Origin of the sequence: Kitasatospora sp. NPDC090091 (genome assembly GCF_044747365.1) — a bacterium.
Taxonomy (GTDB): domain Bacteria; phylum Actinomycetota; class Actinomycetes; order Streptomycetales; family Streptomycetaceae; genus Kitasatospora.
The window spans coordinates 159,258-179,573 of sequence record NZ_JBIVDY010000003.1 but is presented as its reverse complement, the minus strand read 5'-3'; the positions used below and the strand labels follow the sequence as shown (position 1 = coordinate 179,573).

The following is a 20,316-nucleotide window of genomic DNA, read 5'->3' as shown; positions in this document are numbered from 1 at the left end:
CCGGCGGGGCGGGTCCGGCGTGGCCGCGGCCCCGGGGATCACCTCCAGGCGGCGCCGACCAGCTTGGCGTGCAGGGCCAGGGCGGAGGCGTCGGTGAGGGTGGCGATCTGGTCGATCACCGCGCGGAGGGCGGCGCGGTCGTCCTCCGCCTCCCGGTAGAGGGCCGCGAAGACCGGGTCCAGCCCCTCCGGGGCGCGCTGGTTGAGCACGTGGGCGAGCTCGGCGATCACGATCCGCTGGCGGGCCCGCAGCTGGGCCTGCTCGTCGCGCTGCATCACGAACCGGACGGCGACCGCCTTGAGCACGGCGCACTCCAGCCGGACGTCGCGCGGCACCACCAGCTCGGCCGCGTACCGGGTGAGCCGCCCGGGGCCGTAGCGGGCGCGGGTGGCCTGTTCGGCGGCCAGGCAGAAGCGGCCGATCAGCTGGCTGGTGAGGTCCTTCAGGCCGGCCCGGGCGCGGGCCGAGCCGTCGTACGAGCCGGGCCACCACTCCTGGGCGAGCAGCCGGTCCAGCGCGGCGGCCAGCTCCTCCGGCTCGGCGTCCGGGGCGTAGCGCTCGGCCACCTTGAACAGTTCGGCCCGCTCGCTCGGGGCGCGCAGCGCGGCCGGGTCGATGTGGCCGGCCTGGAGGCCGTCCTCGACGTCGTGGGTGGAGTAGGCGACGTCGTCGGCCCAGTCCATGACGGTGGCCTCGAAGCACTTGCGCCCGGCCGGGGAGCCGGCCCGCAGCCAGCGGAAGACCGGGAGGTCGTCGGCGTAGACGCCGTACTTGTGCGAGGCCGGGTCGACCGGGTGGGAGCCGTGCGTCCAGGGGTACTTGGTGGCGGCGTCGAGCGCGGCGCGGGTCAGGTTGAGGCCGACGCTGCGGCCGGGCCAGGGCGCAAGCCGGGCCGGCTGGTCGTCCTGCGGGGCGAACCGCTTGGGCTCCAGGCGGGTGAGGATGCGCAGCGACTGCGCGTTGCCCTCGAAGCCGCCGCAGGCCTCGGCAGCCTGGTCGAGGGCCTCCTCGCCGGTGTGGCCGAAGGGCGGGTGGCCGATGTCGTGGGCGAGGCAGGCGGTCTCCACGAGGTCCGGGTCACAGCCCAACGCGGCGCCCAACTCACGCCCGACCTGGGCGCATTCGAGCGAGTGGGTGAGCCGGGTACGGGGGAAGTCGCTGCGCATCGGGGCCACCACCTGGGTGGTTCCGGCCAGCCGGCGCAGGGCGGCGGAGTGGAGCACGCGGGCACGGTCGCGCTGGAACGCCGTCCGGCCGGGGCGCTTGTCCGGCTCGGGCACCCAGCGGGCCTCGGCGGCGTGGTCGTACGGGCTCGGGGCGGCGATGAGGCTCTGCGCGGTGTCGTCCATATGACCTTCACGGTACGCCGGACGTACGACACCGGAAGTGTGCCGCGCGCGAAGGGGCGCGGGCCGGGACGTGAACCCTCGCCCCGCGCGCGCCCGGCGCGCGGCTCCTCCCGGCAGCCTCCCGGCTCAGCCGCGCACCGCCTTGAGCACCGCCGCGGCCACGCCCTCCTGCCCCTTGGCGTTGGGGTGGATCGCCGCCAGGCCGGGCGCGGGGAAGGGCGGCTCGACCCAGCGGGCGGCCTCGCCGGCGCACATGTCGTGGCCGGCCGAGGGTGCGGCCGCGTCGACGAAGACCGCGCCGGCGGCCTCGGCCCGGCGCTTGAGCATGGCGTTCAGCTGCTGCTCCTTCTCCACCAGGAAGCCCAGGTCGCCGGGGGCGACGGCGCGGCCGAGCACCGGGAGGCAGCTCGCCGGGTCGGCGGGCAGCAGCGTCGGGTAGCCGACCACGTAGACCCTGGCCTGCGGGGAGCGCTGCCTGATGTCCGTCAGGATCCCGCCCAGCCGTTCGCCGGCCGCGTCCACCTTGCGCTGGACCTGGTCGGCGGCGCCGCCGGCCGAGGCGTAGTGGTCACGGCAGGGCGCCTCCGTCCGGTCCGCGCCGACCAGGCCCTTCACCGCGTCGACCAGGTTCTCCCGGGCGCAGGCGCCGACGACCTCCATGAACCCGGCGTCGTTGCCGCCGATCCCCACCGTGACCAGCCGGGTCGCCGGGGTGAGCGCTTCGAGCTGCGGCGGGTTGGCGCCGCCGTCGGTCTCCTGGGAGCCGGTGAGGTCCCCGGTGCGGGCGCCGCTGCAGCTGACGTCCTTGAACTGCCCGGCCGCCAGGCCCAGCGCCTTGGCCACCAGGGACGGGTAGTTGACCGCCGAGCGGGCGCAGCCGCCGGGCTCGCCCACCTGCGGGGCGATCTTCAGGCCCGAGGTGTAGGAGTCGCCGAGGGCGACGTAGGGGCCGGCGGGGGTCGGCGTCGGGGTGGGCGTCGGCGTGGCCCGCAGCGGGCGCGGGCCGTCCGGGGCCGGGGCGGCGGAGCCCTCGGAGCCGCCGCCGGTGCAGCCGGCCAGCAGCAGCGCGGCGAGGGCGGCGGACAGGACGGCGGTGGTCGTCGGGCGTGCGGGCACAGGCATGGATCCCCCCGGGGGTCGGAACGGTGACGTCTCTCCCTGCGGCGGCCCGTCCCCCGGGCACCTCTGCCTCAACGAACGGACCGCGCCGGATGACTCCCGCCCCGGGCGGGGATTCTTCCGCCCCGCTCCCCCGGGCCCGCGGCCCCGCCCCATGGGCACGGCGCCCCGGCCTTGCCCGGGGCGCCGCTCGTGCCCGTGCTCGCGGCGGCTGTTCGGGGCGGCTACTCGGGGCCGCGCTCGTGCTCGGCGAGGAACTGCTCGAAGCGCCGGCCCAGCTCGTCGGCCGAGGGCAGGTCCACCGGCTCGGCCAGCAGGCTCTCCCGGCCCTCCGCGCCCGCCACCGCGTCGTACTGGCCCTCCATGCCGCGGATCGCCGAGCGCAGCTCGCCGTCACCCTGGGCGAGTTGCTCCTCGATGTCGGCGTAGACCTCGCCGACCCGGGTGCGCAGCCCGGTGCCCGGCAGGACCAGGCCGGTGGCCGATTGCACCGCCTCCAGGATCAGCACCGCCGCGGCCGGGTACTCCGAGCGGGCCACGTAGTGCGGCACGTGCACGGCGAAGCCCAGGACGTCGTGCCCGGCCTCGCCGAGCCGGTACTCCAGCAGGGCCTGGGCGCTGCCGGGGACCTGCGCCTGCTCGAACCACTGCGGGTAGCCGGCCGCGAGGTCGAGCCGGTTGCCGTGCGGGGTCAGGCCGACCGGGCGGGTGTGCGGCACGCCCATCGGGATGCCGTGGAAGTCGAGCGTCAGCCGCACGCCGAACTGCTCGACGAGCTCGCGCACGGCGACGATGAAGCGCTCCCACTCGACGTCCGGCTCCGGCCCGGTGAGCAGCAGGAACGGCGAGCCGGACGCGTCGTGGACCAGCTGGAGCAGGATCTCCGGCGGGGCGTAGGACGTCCAGCTCTCGCGGTCGAAGACCATCGCGGGGCGACGGGCCCGGTAGTCCACCAGGCGGTCGTGGTCGAAGCGGGCCACCACCTGGGGCGAGCCCTCCGCGAGCAGGTGGGCCACCACCTGGCCGCCGGCCTCGCCGGCGTCCATGAAGCCCTCGAAGTGGTGGAGCAGCACCAGCCCGGCGCCGGTGTCGGCCAACGCGGCGTTCGCCGCGGCCACGGCGGCCACGCCCTGCTGATCCAGCTCGTACAGCGCCTGGGGATCACGCACCGCGAACCCAACCCCGTTCCCTGATCGTCGACTCGTACCTGCTTCTCCTCGTGTCCAGCGTGCCGGGGCGCGCCGGAATTCCCGCCGCCGGCCGGCGGCGCCGCGACGCGGCCCCCGGTCGAGGGCCGGGGAGCCTTCGTCGCGCTCGCGAAGGGCCTCGGGAGCGCCTTCGGAGCGCCTTGGGAGCGCCTTGGGAGCGCCTTCGGAGGCTCGTCCCGACCATGATCGCACCCGGCCGGAAACCCCCTGGTCACGGGCGTCCGAACGCCCTCCGGCGGCCGCGTCCGAAAGCCCGGCGCGCCCATTCGTGTGCTGCGAAGTGACGCACCGCCTTCTGGCGGGTATCGTCCTCTCGCTGCCTCGCATCGTCGCGTCGTCGTCACGTCGTACCGTAACGCCGTCGATCACGTCCCGGACCGGTGCTCGGCCAGCCACCCACGACGCATCTTGCCTTCACCTGGCCGCCTGCTTCCCTTCGCGCTCTCGTTTCCTCCTCGGCCATTTCGCGGACGCACACTGTCCCCTCGCTCATCCCGCCGGACCGGTCCGTGGACCCGCGTCCGTTCCGGCACCGCGCTGCCCGCCTCCGGGCCGCCGCCCCCGCCCCGCCCGACCGGACCTCCGGCGTGCACGGGTACCGGCGGGCGGACCCCGGACCGGGGCGAACGTCCACCGTGTCCTGTGCCGCACCCCGGCGCGGGGCGCGCCCTACGACCGATGAAGGACCGAAGGTTCCGTGCCCGTACCTGTCATCCTCACCGGCCGCACCGTGCGGCTGGAGCCCCTTGCCGCGCACCACGCCGAGGCCATCGCCGAGGCCGGCGCCGAGGACCGTACGACCTACGCCTTCACCCCCGTCCCGCACGGCCTGGAAGCGGCCCGCGACTACATCGCGCGCGCCCTCGCCGACCAGGCCGCGGGCCGGTCGATGCCGTTCGCGACGGTGAACGTCGCGGACGGCCGGGTGGTCGGCTCCACCCGGTTCCTGGAACTGGACTACTGGCAGGGCCCGGTCGTCTGGCCGCCGGTGCCCGGCGTGCCGTTCGGCGACCCTGCCACGGCCGTGCCGGACGCCGCCGAGATCGGCAACTCCTGGCTCTCCCCGCGCGCCCAGGGCACCGGCATCAACACCGAGGCGAAGCTGCTGATGCTGCGGTACGCCTTCGAGGAGTGGGGCGTGCAGCGGATCTCGATGCGCGCGGACGCCCGGAACATGCGGTCCCGGGCGGCGATCGAACGGCTCGGCGCGACCTCCGAGGGCGTCCGCCGGGCGCACTCGCGCGGCCTGGACGGGGTGGTGCGCTCGACCGCGTTCTACTCGATCCTCGACGCCGAGTGGCCCGCCGTGCGGGACATCATCGAGCTGCGGATCGCCGCCGCCACTTCGCCGAGCGCCCCGGACCGGGCGATCAACCAGGAGTGCCTTAGACACGGCGGCGGCGCCGGGCAGCTGATCACGGCCTGACGGCCGCGGCGGACGGGTGGGCCTCCGGGTGGGGGCCACCGGCTGGTCCGCACCGGGCGCCCCCGTCCCGACCGGGTTCCGTTCGGCCGGTGGGCCCGGGCCCGCGCCCCGGCCCACCGGCCGGGGTCAGGGCCGCCCGCCGGTGGCGGCCGCCCGCAGGACCTGCACGAGGACGGCGGGATCGCGCTCGCCCCCGTCGGACAGCGACCACCGGCGGTCGATCGTCTCGGCCACCGCGGAGACCGCGCGCCGGCCGTCCCGCCCGTGGACGACCGTCAGCTCCCAGACCGGCGTGCCCGAGCGGCAGATCCGGACCGTGCCCTCGTGGGTGTGCACGGACCACCGGCGGTCCGGCCCGATCTCCTGCGGCCCGCTCCGGATCCGCTGCCACTCCTCGTCGCTCCACCGCAGGTCGGGGACGGGGTGGGGGCGCGGCACCAGCATCTCCGCCCGGCCCCGGCCGCCGGGGACGCTCTGCGGCTCCGGGAACGCCCAGGCCGGGAGCGGCTCACGGGCGGCCGTCCAGGCGGCCGGGATGCCGGCGGTGCCGGTGCACGCGGCGACCACGCCGCCGGTGATGGCCGCGACGGTGTCCATGTCCCCGCCCGCGCCGATCGCCTCCCAGATCGCCGCCGGGTAGTCGGTGAGCCGGCGGGCCGCGCACCACAGCGCGTACGGCACGGTGTCGGCGGCGCTGGTCCGGCTGCCGTTGCCGAGCACCCGCGCGGCGACCGCGGGATCGGGCTCGCCCAGCAGGGCGATCGCCTCGGTCAGGCCGTCCCTTACGGCGCCGGCCGGCGTGAGGGCCCGGACCCGGTCCAGGAACGTGGTCGGGGTCATCCGGACCTGCCTGCCCACCTGCACCGCGAAGGCGGCGGCCACCGCGACGGCGATCGCGCCGTCCACGGCCTGCGGGTGGGTGTGGGTGATCAGCGCCGTCTCGGCGGCCGGCCGGATCGCCTTGGTGGGATCGGCGTAGTACAGCGCGCCCAGCGGGGCCACCCGCATCGCGGCGCCGTTGCCGTACGAGCCCTGGCCGTCGAAGAGCTCGGCGGCGAGCGCCCTGGCGTCGCCGCCCTCGCGGACCAGCCGGAGCAGGCGGTTGGCGGCCGGGCCGTAGCCGCGGTCGAAGTCGTGGCGGCGGGCGAAGGAGTGCGTGAGGTCGAAGGTGTCGACCGCGCCGCGCTCGGCCTGCACCGCGTACACCGAGCAGGCCATCTCGGTGTCGTCGGTCCACGGCCAGGGGCCGGGCGGAACGGTACGGGCGGCGAAGTGGGCCGCGGCGGTGGCGGGAACGAAGAACTGGGCGCCGAGGGCGTCACCGACGGAGAGGCCGTTGAGCGCGTCGAGCGCGGGGCCGGAGTGAGAAGTCGTCATCGCGCCCAAGCTCAGCGGGCGGGCTGCTCCGCGTCAACCTCGATACCGGCCCGCTCCCCCGGCGGGCGATGTTTCGCATACTCCCGACCCGGACGGGAAGCACCCGGGCATGAGCCGAGCCGATCCGATCGCCCCACTGCTGCTGCTCGGCGCCGACCAGCAGCACATCGTCACCCGGGCACAGCTGCGCCGCCTCGGCGTGCCGTCCGGCACGATCGCGCACCGGCTGCGGCCGGGCGGCCCGTGGCAGCAGGTGCTGCCGCGGGTGATCTGCCTGCAGACCGGGCGGTTGACGTCACATCAGCGGCTGCGCTCGGCGCTCGCGTACGCGGGGCCGAAGGGCCGCGGGCCGCAGGCCGGTGAGGTGCTGCTGACCGGGGCCGCCGTCCTCGCCGACGCCGGACTGCCCAGCGCCGGGCACCCGGCCGACCTCACCGAGGTCGACGTGCTGGTGCCCGGCCCGCGCCGGGTGGCCGACCGGGAGTACGTCCGCATCCACCGCGCGGCCGGGGCGATGCCGGGCGGCTTCGAGCGGGACGACGGACTCTGGACCACCACGGTCGCCCGGGCGCTCGCGGACCTGGCACCGCGGGAGACCGGCCGGCGGCGCTACCGGGCACTCTGCGCGGAGGCCGTGCAGCGGCGCCACTGCAGCCTCGGCGAACTGCTGGACCAGCTGCTCGCCCGGCCGGGTGCAGCCGAACTCCCCCACGTGGCACGGGTGGTGGAGGAACTCACGGCCGGGGTCCGCTCGGTGGCGGAGGGCGAGGCCCGGGAGCTGCTGCACGGATCGGGCCTGCCCGAACCGCTCTGGAACCCGGTGCTCTTCCTCGACGGCGGCTTCCTCGCCGTACCGGACGCCTACTGGCCGCCGGCCTGCGTCGCCCTGGAGATCGACTCCCGGGCCTGGCACCTGCGACCGGCCGACCACGAGCGGAGCCTGGCCCGCGCCAACCGGCTGACCGCCGCCGGACTCCCGGTCGTCCGGGCCACCCCCGTCCAGCTGCGCCGCGATCCCGCCCCCGTCCTGCGGGAGTTGGCCGCCCTGATCGCCTCCGGGCCGCACGGGCCGCACGCCCGCATCAGCTGGCGCCGGGCCCGGTGAGTCCGGTCCGGCTCGGCGAGTCCGGCGAGTCCGGTCCGCCGACCCATGCCGGCCCCCCGCTCCGGCATGGGTCGGGCCGGGCTATTCCCGGCCGTGCTCCGCGCCGGCCGCCGCGGCGGCGGCCACCAGGCGCTGAAGCTCGGCGACGTGCCCGGCCAGCGCGGCACGGCCGGACTTGGTGGCGGCGAGCCAGGTGCGCGGGCGCTTGCCGACATAGCCCTTCTTCACCTTGACGTAGCCGGCCTCCTCCAGGGCGGTCGCGGCCTTGCTGAGCACCGAGTCGGAGACCTCGCAGTGGTCCCGGACGGCGCCGAACTCGGCTTCCTGACAAGCGCTCAGGAAGGCGAGCACGGCGAGCCTGGTCGGGTGCTGCAGCAGCGGGTCGAGTCCGGCGGGCATCAGCGGGCCTCGAACTCGCGCCGGATCCGGGTGTTCAGCCACCGGGCCGTCACCCAGAACGCCACGCCCGACGCGGCACCGATCGCCACCCCGAACCCGCGGGCGTCGGCACCGGCCGCGTAGGCCAGCCCGGCCGCCGCCAGCGCCACCGCGCCCACCTGCGCGAACGCACGCCAGTACAGGTGCCGGCAGCCGCTCGCCGAGCGCTGCACGATGCCCCCACTGCGAGCCGCGACCGCGGTCAGGGCTCCGGTCAGGGCTGCGAAGGCCACGGCCAGCGCGCCGCCCAGCCAGCTCGTGTGGGAGTAGGCGGCATACCCGACGCCGGAGCCGTAGAGCGTGAAGGCCACGGCGAACACCGGGCCGAACCAGCCCGGTAGCGAGCGCGGGGCCTGTGCGGCGGCGCGGGCCTGTTCGGCGACGCGCAGTGCCTCCGCCGCGGAGAGGCCGGCCGGAGCGGTGTCGTTCATGGAATCCCCCTGGCGTTTCGGCACCCCGTCGGAGCGCCTCGGTACTTCCACTATGGCATCTACTTTCCGCATTGGAAAGTAGTTCCCAAAGGAGAGTTCTGCCGGTTCGAAAGTTCTGCCGGGGGCCGGGTTCCGTCAGCAGCGGGCGTCGATCTCCTGGAAGCTGTCGTAGTGGTCGGCCGTCCAGTACTGCTCACCGGAACCGCCGGTGACGACCCGCCGGGCGCCGCGGTCCGCGGAGCCGGGGGTGACGACGGTGTACTCGTGGTAGTAGCCGGAGGCCTTGCGCGGGAGCCGGTTCTCCCGGTTCTCGAAGACGATCCCGTCCGACCGGTACGGGTACGGCCCGCCCTCGGCGATCAGGCCGAGGGTGTCGAGGGCCTGTGCGGGCAGCCGGGTGCGGCAGACGTCGGCGAGCGCGGGGTCGGTGGGCACCCAGGCGCCGGCCGGGGCGGGAGTGGCGGCGGTCGTCCTGGGCGCGGAGGGCTTGGGGGCGCTCGGTCGGGGCGCGGTGGCCGTGGCGGCGGAAGCGGCACCGGGGGCGGTCGCGGGGGCGGTGGCGCCGTGGTCCGCGCCGGTGCACCCGGCCGCCGCCGCCAGGGCGCAGAGCAGGACGGCCAGACGGGCGGGCAGGCGGTTTCTGCTGGTCATGGGCCCAGCTTGGCAGCCGGGCGGGCCGCGGGAGCGACGGCGGGCGCGGCCGCGGCCCGGAAAGCACGCGGCCGGGGCGGGAACGGACGCCGTTGTCCGTTCCCGCCCCGGCTGCGTTACGTACGCCGGTTCTCCTGCGCCGAGCTCCGGTGTACGCCCTCCCGACGGGAGGGATTGCGGTCAGCGAATGGAACCGCGCTGGAGGGATGCCTTCCTCAGCGCGAGTCGCTGCCCGCAGACTCGATGGCGGCGCGGCCGGCCTCCAGGCGCGCCACCGGGATCCGGAAGGGGGAGCAGGAGACGTAGTCCAGCCCCACCTCGTGGAAGAAGTGGACCGACTCCGGGTCGCCGCCGTGCTCGCCGCAGACGCCGAGCTTGAGGTCGGGACGGGTGGCCCGGCCGGCCTCGACGGCGTGCTTCACCAGCGAGCCGACGCCGTCGCGGTCGATGGTCTCGAACGGCGAGACCCCGAAGATGCCCTTCTCCAGGTAGGCCGTGAAGAACGAGGCCTCCACGTCGTCCCGGGAGAAGCCCCAGACGGTCTGGGTGAGGTCGTTGGTGCCGAAGGAGAAGAACTCGGCGGCCTCGGCGATCTGGCCCGCGGTCACCGCGGCACGCGGCAGCTCGATCATGGTGCCGAGCTTGATGTCCAGCTGGACGCCGGTGGACTGGGCGACCTCGGCGAGCACGCGCTCGCACTCGTCGCGGACCAGCTCCAGCTCCTGGACGGTGCCGACCAGCGGGATCATCACCTCGGGGCGCGGGTCCCCGCCGGCCAGCTTCCGCTCGGCGGCGGCCTCGGCGATGGCGCGGACCTGCATGCCGAACAGGCCGGGGATGACCAGGCCGAGGCGGACGCCGCGCAGACCCAGCATCGGGTTCTGCTCGTGCAGCTTGTGCACGGCCTGGAGCAGGCGCAGGTCGTTCTCGTTCGGGTCCCTGCGGGCCTCGGCGAGGGCGACGCGCACCGACAGCTCGGTGATGTCCGGCAGGAACTCGTGCAGCGGCGGGTCGAGCAGGCGGACCGTCACCGGGAGGCCGTCCATCGCCTGGAAGAGCTCCAGGAAGTCGCCCTTCTGCAGCGGCAGCAGGGTGGAGAGGGCCAGCTCCCGGTCCTTGTCGTTGTCCGCCAGGATCAGGTGCTCGACCTCCTTGCGGCGCTCCTCACCGAGGAACATGTGCTCGGTGCGGCACAGGCCGATGCCCTGGGCGCCGTAGCGGCGGGCGCGCCCGCCGTCCTCGGCGTTGTCGGCGTTGGCGCGGACGGCGAGCCGGCGGCGGCCGTCGGCGTGCGACATCAGGCGGTGCACGGCCTGGACCAGACCGCCCTGAACGTCGGCGCCGGCGTGCAGGGTGCCCTCGAAGTACTCGACCACCGGGGACGGCAGTACGGGTACCTCGCCCAGGTAGACCTTGCCGGTGGCGCCGTCGATCGAGACGACGTCGCCCTCCTCCAGCACCATGCCGTCGGCGGTGGTCATCCGGCGGCGCTTGGTGTCGACCTCCAGCTCCTCGGCACCGCAGACACAGGTCTTGCCCATGCCGCGGGCGACGACGGCGGCGTGCGAGGTCTTGCCACCGCGCGAGGTCAGGATGCCCTCGGCGGCGATCATGCCGTCCAGGTCGTCCGGGTTGGTCTCGCGGCGGACCAGGATGACCTTCTCGCCGGAGCGGGACCACTTGACGGCGGTGTACGAGTCGAAAACGATCTTGCCGATGGCCGCACCGGGGGAGGCTGCGAGGCCCCAGGCGATCTGCTTCGACTCGGCGTTCGGGGCGAAGCGCGGGAACATCAGCTGCGAGAGCTGGCCGCCGGTGACCCGCATCAGGGCCTCGTCCAGGTCGATCAGGCCCTGGTCGACCAGCTGGACGGCGATCCGGAAGGCCGCGGCCGCGGTGCGCTTGCCGACGCGGGTCTGCAGCATCCAGAGCTTGCCGCGCTCGATGGTGAACTCGATGTCGCAGAGGTCGCGGTAGTGGTTCTCAAGCTTCTGCATGATCGCCATCAGCTCGTCGTACGACTTCTTGTCGAGGTTTTCGAGCTCGGACAGCGGCAGGGTGTTGCGGATGCCGGCGACGACGTCCTCGCCCTGGGCGTTGGACAGGTAGTCGCCGTAGACGCCCTGGGCGCCCGTGGAGGGGTCGCGGGTGAAGGCGACGCCGGTGCCGGAGTCCTCGCCGAGGTTGCCGAAGACCATGGTGCAGACGTTGACCGCGGTGCCCAGGTTGTTCGGGATGCGCTCCTGGCGGCGGTACAGCCGGGCGCGGTCACCGTTCCAGGAGTGGAAGACGGCGTGGACGGCGAGGTCCATCTGCTCGCGCGGGTCCTGCGGGAAGGCCCGGCCGGTCTCGCGCTCGACGATGCCCTTGAACACCTCGACCAGTTCCCGGAGGTCGGAAGCGTCCAGGTCCAGGTCGTTGGTGGTGCCCTTGGCGTGCTTGGCCTCGTCCAGGGCCTCCTCGAACAGCTCGCCGTCGACGCCCAGCACGGTCTTGCCGAACATCTGGACCAGGCGGCGGTAGGAGTCCCAGGCGAAGCGCTCGTTGCCGGACTGCGCGACCAGACCGACGACCGAGGCGTCGGAGAGACCGATGTTCAGGACGGTGTCCATCATGCCGGGCATGGAGAACTTGGCGCCCGAGCGCACCGAGACGAGGAGCGGGTTGTCGGCCTGGCCGAGCTTCTTGCCCATCTCCTGCTCAAGCGCCTCAAGGTGCGCGCTGATCTCCTCGTGGAGCGAGGCCGGCTCACTGCCGGTCTCCAGGAAGACCTTGCAGGCCTCGGTGGTGATGGTGAACCCCGGAGGGACGGGGAGGCCCAGGTTGGTCATCTCGGCCAGGTTCGCGCCCTTGCCGCCAAGAAGATCCTTGAGGTCCTTGTTTCCTTCGGTGAAGGAGTAAACAAACTTCTGCTGGGACGGCACGGGTCGGTCTCCTCGTACGCGGTTGCCCTGACGCCGGAGAACATACCCATTTCGAAGGCACTTTTGCGTCCCCGATAGGCCGTACGTGGCCAGTACGGAGCGGTAACCCAGCAGATCGAATGCACATAAAGGCGTTCACCTCTGTTGGTGAAATCGTCCGGATGACGCTAGCAAGCGTTCAAGTCTTGAAGACAAGGAAACCGGAAGATCACACGAGCGGGACGCAGGGTAGTGACCGACGGCCGAGTGCGTCGCCCCGGCTTGATTTCCTGCACCCGGACGGGCCGATCCCGCACCGCTCCCCTTCGGGAAGCGATTCCCGGCCGAACTGGCCAATTCGTCCCCTGAGTCACCGTCAGCAGCCACCGTATGTGGCAAGCGTCACGAGCGCATCTCGCCGATCGGGCGTAGTCCGCCTGCGTCGATCGTCGCACTCCGTCCAGAATCGTGCTCGTTGCGTGACATCAGCGCGCCAAAAGGGAGCCCTCTTGGCCGAATTGGACAAGAGGGCTGGGCCGGGGCGTCCATGACCCCCGAGGGGGCCATTTGGCCACTAAGGACAGATCATCCGCCGGAGGTGTCCGATTCGGCGTCTACGCTGGGCAGGGCGCAGTCGTACGGATCGTCCAACCACCCCTCGGGCAGAACCACCCGGTTGTTGCCGCTCGTCCGGCCGCGCGGGCCGTCCGCACCGGCCGGCCAGAGCTGGGACTGCTCCACCATGGACAGGGTTTCGGCCAATTCGGCCAAGGAGGAGGAGTTGGCCAGCTTCACCCGCAGTTCGGACCCGACCGAGAAGCCCTTGGTGTACCAAGCCACGTGCTTGCGGAAATCGATCACACCGCGGGCCTCGTCGCCCAGCCACTCGCCGAGCAGCTGCGCGTGGCGCACCATCGCCCGCGACACGTCGGCGAAGCTCGGGCGGGCGTAGTCGACCTCGCCCTCGAAGATCGCGACCAGGTCCTTGAACAGCCAGGGGCGGCCCAGGCAGCCACGGCCGACCACCACGCCGTCGCAGCCGGTCTCCCGCATCATCCGCACGGCGTCGTCCGCCGACCAGATGTCCCCGTTGCCGAGCACCGGGATGTGCGCCGGGACGGAGTCGCGCAGCCGGGCGATCGCCGACCAGTCCGCGGTGCCGCCGTAGTGCTGGGCGGCGGTGCGCCCGTGCAGGGCGATCGCGGCCACACCCTCCTCGGCGCCGATCCGGCCGGCGTCCAGGTAGGTGAGGTGGTCGTCGTCGATGCCCTTGCGCATCTTCATGGTGACCGGGAGGTCCCCGGCGTTGGCGACGGCCTCCCGGAGGATCTCGCGGAGCAGGTTCCGCTTGTAGGGCAGGGCCGAGCCGCCGCCCTTCCGGGTCACCTTGGGGACGGGGCAGCCGAAGTTCAGGTCGATGTGGTCGGCCAGGTTCTCGTCCGCGATCATCCGGGCCGCCTTGCCGACGGTGACCGGGTCCACCCCGTAGAGCTGGATCGAGCGGGGCTTCTCGCTCGCGTCGAACTTGATCAGCTGCATGGTCTTGGCGTTGCGCTCGACCAGCGCCCGGGTGGTGATCATCTCCGAGACGTACAGACCCTTGCCGCCGCTCTGCTCGCGGCAGAGGGTGCGGAACGGCGCGTTGGTGATGCCGGCCATCGGCGCCAACACAACGGGCGGCCATACCTGCATCGGGCCGATGGTCAGCGGCGCGAACTCGTCGGTGGTCGCGGTGGGTGCGGGCGTGGCTGTCATGCGCGGCTGACCTCGGGGACGGGGATGCGGGACTCTTCATTGTCCCCCACTCGGCGGACCGGCCCCGGGCGCGTCGGAATTGCTCGCCCCGGGGCGGCCGACCGCGGCCCCGCCGGCCTCCGGTCGGCCGCCCCGGTCGGCCTCCGGTCGGCCTCCGGTCAGCCGCTCCGGTCAGCCGTCCGAGGAGACGGCGCTCACCGAGCCGGACGTCACCGCGACCCGGACCCGGTCGGGGCTGGAGGAGTCCGCCAGCAGCGGGTCGACGTGCCGACTGCCCGAGCCCGCCTCGCCCGTGAAGGCGTACCGGGACCCCTTCGGAACGACCAGCTCCACCGAGCCGGAGGTCGCACCCACGTCCACCAGGTGCGGCGGCCTGGCGAAGTCCAGGGACACCGAGCCCGAGGTCGCCCCGACCTCCACCTGGGCGGAGGTGAGGCCCCTGCCCCGCACCGAGCCGGAGGTGGTCCGCGCGACCACCGACCCGGAGATCCCGTTCATCCGGATCTCCCCCGAGGTGGAGGAGAGCCGCACCTCCCCGCTCAGGCCCGAGACCTGCAGACTGCCGGAGGAGCCCTGGCCCTCCACCGCGGCCGACGGCGGCACCTCCAGCTCGATCAGCGCGCCGCAGCTGACGTCCACCCCGGGGAGTACCTGGTTGCACCGCATCGTGACGGTCAGCGTGCTGCCCAGGAACTCCGCCGAGACGACCGGCTTGCGCACCGTCCAGTCCAGCCGCCGCCGGACCACCGTCTGCCCCTCGACACCCGGCTTGACCACCACCGTCGCGGGGCCGGTGTCCAGCACCACCCTGGTCGCCGCGACCGGGTACGTCCGCTCCGAAACCGTCTGCTGCTGCACCGCCACCGCCCAGGTCTGCACCGCCCCGACCACCAGCACCGCTGCCAGGGACAGCGCCCCGACCGTCCGCCAGACCCGACCCTCCCGCACGGCTATCCGACCTCCAGGAAGCGCAGCACCGCCAGCACCCGGCGGTGGCTGTCGTCGGCCGGGGGCAGGTCGAGCTTGGTGAAGATCGAGTTGATGTGCTTGGCCACCGCGCTGTCGCTGACCACCAGGGCGGCGGCGATCGCGGCGTTGGACCGGCCCTCCGCCATCAGGCCGAGCACGTCCCGTTCGCGCGGGGTCAGCTTCTCCAGCGGATCCCGGTGGCGGCGGACCAGCAGCTGGGCGACGACCTCCGGGTCCAGCGCGGTGCCGCCCTCGGCGACCCGCTGCAGCGCGTCCACGAAGTCGTCCACATTGGCCACCCGCTGCTTGAGCAGGTAGCCGACCCCGCTGGTGTTGGTGGCCAGCAGGTCGGCGGCGTAGCGCTCCTCGACGTACTGGGAGAGCAGCAGCACCGCGATCTCCGGCCACTGCCGGCGGATCAGCAGCGCGGCCCGGACGCCCTCGTCGGTGAAGCCCGGCGGCATCCGGACGTCGGCCACCACCACCTGCGGGCGGTGCTCCTCGACCGCGGCGAGCAGCGCCTCGGCGTCCCCGACCGCGGCGGCCACCTCGAAGCCCACCGCCTCCAGGACCTTGACCAGGCCGACCCTGAGCAGGACCGAGTCCTCGGCGATCACAGCGCGCACGGCAACTCCACGGTGATGGTGGTCGGGCCCCCGAGGGGGCTGAGAACGGACAGCGTGCCGTCGACCGAGGCGGCGCGCTTGCGCAGACCGGTGAGCCCAGTGCCGCGCGCGGCGTCCGCGCCGCCCACGCCGTCGTCGCTGATGACCAGGCGCAGCCGGCCGCCCGCCGTCCGCACCGAGAGGTCCACCCGGGAGGCCCGGGCGTGCTTGGCGACGTTGGTCAGCGCCTCGGAGACGGTGAAGTAGGCGACCGCCTCGACGGTCGGGGCTATGCGCTCGGCCAGCCGGACGTCGAGCCGGACCGGCAGCGGCGCGCGGGCCGCGATGCCGGAGAGAGCCGCGTCCAGACCGCGGTCCTCCAGGACCGCCGGGTGCAGGCCGCGGACCAGGTCGCGCAGCTCGTCGATGGCGGCCTGAGCCTCCTCGTGCGCCTCGACTATCACCTGCATGACCTCCGGCCGCACGTCCTTGAGGGTGCGGCGGGCCAGGCCGAGGTTCATCGCCAGCGAGGTGAGCCGCTGCTGGGCGCCGTCGTGCAGGTCGCGCTCGATCCGGCGGCGCTCGGCGTCGACGGCGTCGACCAGGCCCGCCCGGCTCTCGACGACCTCCTCGATCCGGTGCTCCAGCGTCTCCGCCAGGCCCGGGCCGAGCAGCCGGACGGCCGCCCGCTCCTCCAGCCGGGCGAGCAGGGCCGCCGCCCACGGCAGCACCGCCAGCAGCACGGCGCCGCCGACCGCGAGCGGGACGTCCAGCTGGTACCACTGGTGCCGCACCGGACTGGAGACCGGCATCAGCCAGGCCCACGCCCAGACGGTGGTGCCCGCCAGGGCGGCGCCCCAGGCGTAGACGACCGCCAGCGCGCCGAGCGCCAGCAGCGGCCCGGCCAGCAGGTGGTAGCCGACCTGGCGCCAGCTCACGCCGGTGCGGATCCGGGGCAGCAGGCCGCTCGGGGCGTCGTCCGCCCGCAGCAGCGGAGGCACCTCGATCCCGCGCAGGGCGCGCAGGCGGCTGCGCTGGAGCGCCGTGAGCGGGCGCAGGCAGAGCAGGACCAGGCCGAGGATCACCAGGGACAGCCGCGGTGACATGACGGCGAACCAGATCGGCAGGGCCGGCGGGATTCCGGCCGCGAGGAAGCGCGTGTCGCGCCAGGGCGCCGCCGACCACGGCGGCCGGGCGGCGCCCCTGGCGAGCGCGCGGCGCAGCGTCGTGGTGGGCACGGCCGACAGCGTAGAGGGCGGTGATCGACAGCTGCCATGAAGGGGGCTGCCGAGTAGGGGTGTACCTGGCTACACCCCCGATTCGGTGCGGTGCACTACCGACGCGGGGCCTTGCCGGACGGGAGTCTTGACGGCATGACGAGCACTGCATCGCACTCCGCCACCCCGCCGTCCGGGCGCCCCGCCGAGGGCGCCGACGGCGCCGAGGGTCCGCTGCCGGTCGGGCCGTCGGGCCCGACCGGGCCGCGCGGGCCGTGGTCGGTGCGCAGCGCCCGGGCGACGCGCGGACGCCTGGCCCTGGAGGTCTACGAGTACGGCGAGTTGGCGGACGTCCTGGTCGCCACCCGGCTCGGCTTACCGCTGCTGCGTGGCGCCCGGCGGTGCACGCTCCTCGGGGCGCGCGAGTCCTCCGCGCTGTCGTGGGGCCGGCTGCCGCACGGCGGCGCCGTGCCCACCGTCGGGTTCACCGGCGGGCGGCTGCGCCGGCCGGGGCGCCCGGGCCGGATCGTCGCGGTGCCCGAAGTCGTCACGGTGGCCGGTGAGTTCTGGCTCGCCTGGGCCGAGGGCCGGTTCGACGGGGTGCTGGTCCGGCACGCGGGCGGCTGTGAGCGGCAGGCGCTGGAACGGGTCCGCCCCTGGCGGCGGCTCCCGCTGCGGTCCGGGAGCGCGCTGTGAGCACCGCCGTCCTTTCGCCGCGTCCGGCTCCCCGGCCCCGCGCCGCCCTCGCACCGGCCCGCCCGGCCCGCCGGGCCGGCTCCCCCGCCCGCCCCGCCGGCTCGCTGCCGGCCTGGGCCTGGCGGCTCCCCGCCGTGGCCGCCACCGCGCTGCTGCCCTGGCTGGTGGTGCTGGCGGTCTGCCACGAAACCGCCTGGGTCGCGCTGGACCTCGGCGAACTGGCCGCCCTGCTGCGGCTGGACGCGCTGCTGCGGCGCCGGAGCCCGGCCGCGCTACCGGCGGCCTGCGCGGTGGCGGTGCTGCTCACCGGCGACGCCCTGGCCGATGTCGGCACCGCCGGCCAGGGGCTGCCGCTGCTCGCCGCCGTGGTGATGGCCGGCTGCGTCGAGCTGCCGCTGGCCGCCCTCTGCCTGGCACTCGGCCGGCGCTCGGCCGCCCGCGCCTGAGCCCCCGCCCGCACGCACGGGCCCCACCCGCTCCGGCCCACCCGCTCACAGGCTCGCCCACCCCGGCCACCCGCTCAAGCCCACCCGCCGACCGCCCCGCCCGGGGCAGCCCGCCCGCTACAACCCGTCGGCCATCAGGCCCATCCGCGCCCGGGTCTCCTCGTCCCGGGGCGTGTACGCCACCAGGCGGGCGCTGGGCCGCGGCCCAAGCCAGAAGCTGGTGTAGTCGCAGTGCAGCAGCCCGATGCCCGGCACCACGAACCGCTTCAGCCCGTTGCCCGGGGTCATCACGTCGTGCCGCTGCCAGGCCGCCTCGAAGTCCGGCGAGGCCTTGCGCAGCCGGGCGAGCAGCGCCTTCCAGGCCGGCTCGGTGCTGTGGTCGGCCATCGCCGACCGGAAGCGGGCCACCATGGTCTCCCGCTCGTTCTCGTGGTCCACCAGCACGTCCCGGAAGCGGGAGGGCGTGAACGCCAGCCACATCAGGTTCCGGTCCTCGAACGGCAACTCGTCGATGTTCCCGATGATGTGGCTGTAGGGCCGGTTGTACGCCAGCACGTCGAAGCGGGCGTTGACCACCGCGGCGGGCATCGGCGACATCTGCTCCAGGACCAGCCGGATCGGCGGCGTCACCGTCAGGCACTCCCGCACCGGCGCCGGGTCCTCCGCCCCGGCCAGCACGAAGAGGTGGCCCCGCTCGGCCGGGTCCAGCATCAGCGCCCGGGCCACCGAGTCCAGGACCTGGGCGGAGACCTGGATGTCCCGCCCCTGTTCGAGCCACGTGTACCAGGTGACGCCGACCGCGGCGAGCAGCGCCACCTCCTCGCGGCGCAGCCCCGGCGTCCGGCGGCGGCCGGTCATCGGCAGCCCCACCTGCTCCGGCGCGATCCGCTCCCGGCGGCTGCGCAGGAAGGCGGCCAGCTCGTGCCGCCGGGCCTCGGCGGGCGCGACGGGGGTGGCGCTCTCGGGGGTGGGGGCGGGGGCTGTCGTCAGGCTCATGGCCCCAGCATGCGCCAGCGCGGAGCCTATTGCCAGGTACTTCTTATACCTGGATAAGCACACTCTGGTACCAGGTTGTCGGGCGGCGGATCGTATGACCCGTGACCCAACAACTCGCCGTCGCCAAGCCCACCATCGCCAAGACCACCGTCGTCGCGTCCCCCAAGCCGGCCGGAGCCGTCACCGCCACCCCCGGTGCCGCCCCGGCGGGCGTCGCCCCGCTCGGCACCGCCGGGCTGGCCACCCTGCTGCTCGGGGCCTTCCTGACGATGCTCGACTTCTTCATCGTCAACGTCGCCCTGCCCACCATCGACCAGGACCTGGCCGCCGGCCCCGCCGTGCTGGAGCTGGTGGCCGCCGGGTACGGCATCGCCTTCGCCGTCCTGCTGGTGCTCGGCGGCCGGCTCGGCGACATCTTCGGGCGCCGCCGCCTCTTCACCGTCGGCGCCGCCGCGTTTGCCCTGACCTCGCTCGCCTGCGGACTCGCCCCGGACGCCTGGACGCTGGTCGCCGCCCGGGCCGCGCAGGGCGCCTCGGCCGCGCTGCTGATCCCGCAGGTGCTCGGCACCGTCACGGCCGCCACCCACGGCGCCCGGCGCGGCCGCGCGCTCAGCCTCTACGGCGCGGTCGGCGGCATCTCGGTGGTGATCGGGCAGGTGCTCGGCGGCATCCTCGTCGCCGCCGACGTCTTCGGCACCGGCTGGCGCTCGGTCTTCCTGATCAACGTGCCGTGCGCGCTGCTCACCCTCGTCCTCGCCGTCCGGTACGTGCCGGAGAACCGCGCCGAGCGGGCCGCCCGGGTCGACGTCCCCGGCACCGTGCTGCTCGCCGCCGCCCTGCTGGCCCTGCTGGTCCCGCTGATGGAGGGCCGCGCGGCCGGCTGGCCGCTCTGGTCCTGGGTGCTGCTCGCGCTGTTCCCGGTCCTCGCCACCGCGTTCGTCCTGGTCGAGCGCCGCACCGAGCGCAACGGCGGCTCCCCGCTGGTGCCGCCCACCATGCTGCGGATCCCCGAGATGCGGCGCGGGCTCGGCATCGCGCTCCCCTTCTTCGCCGGGTTCGGCGGGTTCATGTTCGTCATCGCCGTGGCGCTCCAGCAGGGCCTCCACCTCGGCCCGGTGACGGCCGGTTGGGCGCTGGTCCCGATGGCCGTCGGCTACTTCGCCGCCTCGCTCGCCGGCCCCCGGCTGATCGGCCGCTTCGGCAGCCGGGTGCTCACCGCGGGCGCGCTGGTCCAGGCGACCGGCCTGGCCGCCCTGGCGGCGACCGTCCTCGCCGACTGGGCGCACTTCTCCCCGCTCCGGATGGTGCCCGGCGTCACCCTCGCCGGCATCGGCCAGGGCCTGATCGGCACCCCGCTGTTCCGGGTGGTCCTCTCCAAGGTGCCGGCCGACCGGGCGGGCGTGGGCAGCGGCGTCCTCGCCACCGGTCAGCAGTCCAGCCTCGCCCTGGGCGTGGCCACCCTGGGCTCCCTGTTCCTGGCCCTCTCCCCCACCCTCGGAATGGACCGGGCGCTGGCCCTCTGCCTCGGCATCCAGCTGCTGGGCGCGCTGACCATCCTCGGTCTGACCCTCCGTCTCCCCCGCTCGATCGGCTGACGGTCCGTCCTCGGGTCACGGCCGAGCTCC

General features: G+C 74.4%; 18 protein-coding genes. 5 read left to right on the top strand and 13 right to left on the bottom strand.

From position 1 onward, the window contains the following. Nucleotides 1–38: 38 nt before the first annotated feature. The 3 genes from ACIPSC_RS06490 to ACIPSC_RS06480 all read right to left on the bottom strand — a co-directional run bounded on the left by ACIPSC_RS06490 (nt 39) and on the right by ACIPSC_RS06480 (nt 3,637). On the bottom strand, nt 39–1,349 hold the full coding sequence (locus ACIPSC_RS06490) for a deoxyguanosinetriphosphate triphosphohydrolase (protein ID WP_400823621.1): 1,311 nt from the start codon (nt 1,347–1,349) through the stop codon (nt 39–41). Between the two features lie 126 nt (nt 1,350–1,475). Then, nucleotides 1,476–2,471 carry an SGNH/GDSL hydrolase family protein gene (locus tag ACIPSC_RS06485; RefSeq protein ID WP_400823619.1) on the bottom strand — a complete coding sequence of 332 codons (996 nt, stop codon included), beginning with the start codon at nt 2,469–2,471 and terminating at the stop codon, nt 1,476–1,478. Nucleotides 2,472–2,692: 221 nt separating this feature from the next. Next, entirely contained in the window at nt 2,693–3,637 is a 945-nt protein-coding gene (locus ACIPSC_RS06480) for a PAC2 family protein (RefSeq protein WP_400823617.1), read from the bottom strand. Nucleotides 3,638–4,373: 736 nt separating this feature from the next. Between ACIPSC_RS06480 and ACIPSC_RS06475 the strand changes: the two genes are divergently transcribed. Further along, entirely contained in the window at nt 4,374–5,102 is a 729-nt protein-coding gene (locus tag ACIPSC_RS06475) for a GNAT family N-acetyltransferase (protein WP_400823614.1), read from the top strand. 126 nt (nt 5,103–5,228) lie between these two features. Here ACIPSC_RS06475 and ACIPSC_RS06470 read toward each other — a convergent pair whose 3' ends face one another. Further along, the gene (locus tag ACIPSC_RS06470; protein WP_400823610.1) at nt 5,229–6,479 is read right to left on the bottom strand and encodes an ADP-ribosylglycohydrolase family protein; all 1,251 of its coding nucleotides are present in this window, start codon (nt 6,477–6,479) and stop codon (nt 5,229–5,231) included. A 109-nt stretch (nt 6,480–6,588) separates the two neighbouring features. Here ACIPSC_RS06470 and ACIPSC_RS06465 point away from each other — a divergent pair, with 109 nt between their 5' ends. Next, on the top strand, nt 6,589–7,584 hold the full coding sequence (locus ACIPSC_RS06465) for a hypothetical protein (protein ID WP_400823608.1): 996 nt from the start codon (nt 6,589–6,591) through the stop codon (nt 7,582–7,584). An 81-nt stretch (nt 7,585–7,665) separates the two neighbouring features. Here the strand turns inward: ACIPSC_RS06465 and ACIPSC_RS06460 are convergent, their stop codons facing one another. The 8 genes from ACIPSC_RS06460 to ACIPSC_RS06425 all read right to left on the bottom strand — a co-directional run bounded on the left by ACIPSC_RS06460 (nt 7,666) and on the right by ACIPSC_RS06425 (nt 16,574). Next, complete coding sequence (locus ACIPSC_RS06460) at nt 7,666–7,983, bottom strand: winged helix-turn-helix domain-containing protein (RefSeq protein WP_400823606.1); 318 nt, start codon at nt 7,981–7,983, stop codon at nt 7,666–7,668. Beyond that, nucleotides 7,983–8,453, bottom strand: coding sequence for a hypothetical protein (locus tag ACIPSC_RS06455; protein ID WP_400823604.1), 471 nt, complete (start codon nt 8,451–8,453; stop codon nt 7,983–7,985). Before ACIPSC_RS06455 ends, ACIPSC_RS06460 begins: the two co-directional genes overlap by 1 nt. Nucleotides 8,454–8,588: 135 nt before the next feature. Next, nucleotides 8,589–9,104 carry a ribonuclease domain-containing protein gene (locus tag ACIPSC_RS06450; RefSeq protein WP_400823602.1) on the bottom strand — a complete coding sequence of 172 codons (516 nt, stop codon included), beginning with the start codon at nt 9,102–9,104 and terminating at the stop codon, nt 8,589–8,591. Between the two features lie 215 nt (nt 9,105–9,319). Continuing rightward, on the bottom strand, nt 9,320–12,028 hold the full coding sequence (gene ppdK, locus ACIPSC_RS06445; RefSeq protein ID WP_400823600.1) for a pyruvate, phosphate dikinase: 2,709 nt from the start codon (nt 12,026–12,028) through the stop codon (nt 9,320–9,322). Nucleotides 12,029–12,592: 564 nt separating this feature from the next. Then, nucleotides 12,593–13,762, bottom strand: a complete 1,170-nt coding sequence (gene dusB / locus ACIPSC_RS06440; protein WP_400823598.1) for a tRNA dihydrouridine synthase DusB — start codon at nt 13,760–13,762, stop codon at nt 12,593–12,595. A 171-nt stretch (nt 13,763–13,933) separates the two neighbouring features. Next, a complete protein-coding gene (locus ACIPSC_RS06435; RefSeq protein ID WP_400823595.1) occupies nt 13,934–14,710 on the bottom strand; it encodes a DUF4097 family beta strand repeat-containing protein in 777 nt (258 codons plus the stop codon). A 2-nt stretch (nt 14,711–14,712) separates the two neighbouring features. Beyond that, nucleotides 14,713–15,357: a response regulator gene (locus ACIPSC_RS06430; protein WP_395296286.1), complete on the bottom strand. Its 645-nt coding sequence runs from the start codon at nt 15,355–15,357 to the stop codon at nt 14,713–14,715. Next, complete coding sequence (locus ACIPSC_RS06425) at nt 15,345–16,574, bottom strand: sensor histidine kinase (protein WP_400823593.1); 1,230 nt, start codon at nt 16,572–16,574, stop codon at nt 15,345–15,347. The genes ACIPSC_RS06430 and ACIPSC_RS06425 overlap by 13 nt, the downstream gene beginning before the upstream one ends. A gap of 135 nt (nt 16,575–16,709) precedes the next feature. Between ACIPSC_RS06425 and ACIPSC_RS06420 the strand changes: the two genes are divergently transcribed. Next, nucleotides 16,710–17,249 (top strand): hypothetical protein, encoded by a 540-nt coding sequence (locus ACIPSC_RS06420; RefSeq protein ID WP_400823591.1) that lies wholly within the window; start codon nt 16,710–16,712, stop codon nt 17,247–17,249. After that, complete coding sequence (locus ACIPSC_RS06415) at nt 17,246–17,695, top strand: hypothetical protein (RefSeq protein WP_400823589.1); 450 nt, start codon at nt 17,246–17,248, stop codon at nt 17,693–17,695. Before ACIPSC_RS06420 ends, ACIPSC_RS06415 begins: the two co-directional genes overlap by 4 nt. A gap of 117 nt (nt 17,696–17,812) precedes the next feature. Here the strand turns inward: ACIPSC_RS06415 and ACIPSC_RS06410 are convergent, their stop codons facing one another. Continuing rightward, complete coding sequence (locus tag ACIPSC_RS06410) at nt 17,813–18,691, bottom strand: helix-turn-helix transcriptional regulator (protein WP_400823587.1); 879 nt, start codon at nt 18,689–18,691, stop codon at nt 17,813–17,815. A 269-nt stretch (nt 18,692–18,960) separates the two neighbouring features. Between ACIPSC_RS06410 and ACIPSC_RS06405 the strand changes: the two genes are divergently transcribed. Then, nucleotides 18,961–20,286 (top strand): MFS transporter, encoded by a 1,326-nt coding sequence (locus ACIPSC_RS06405; RefSeq protein WP_400824093.1) that lies wholly within the window; start codon nt 18,961–18,963, stop codon nt 20,284–20,286. Nucleotides 20,287–20,316 lie beyond the last annotated feature (30 nt).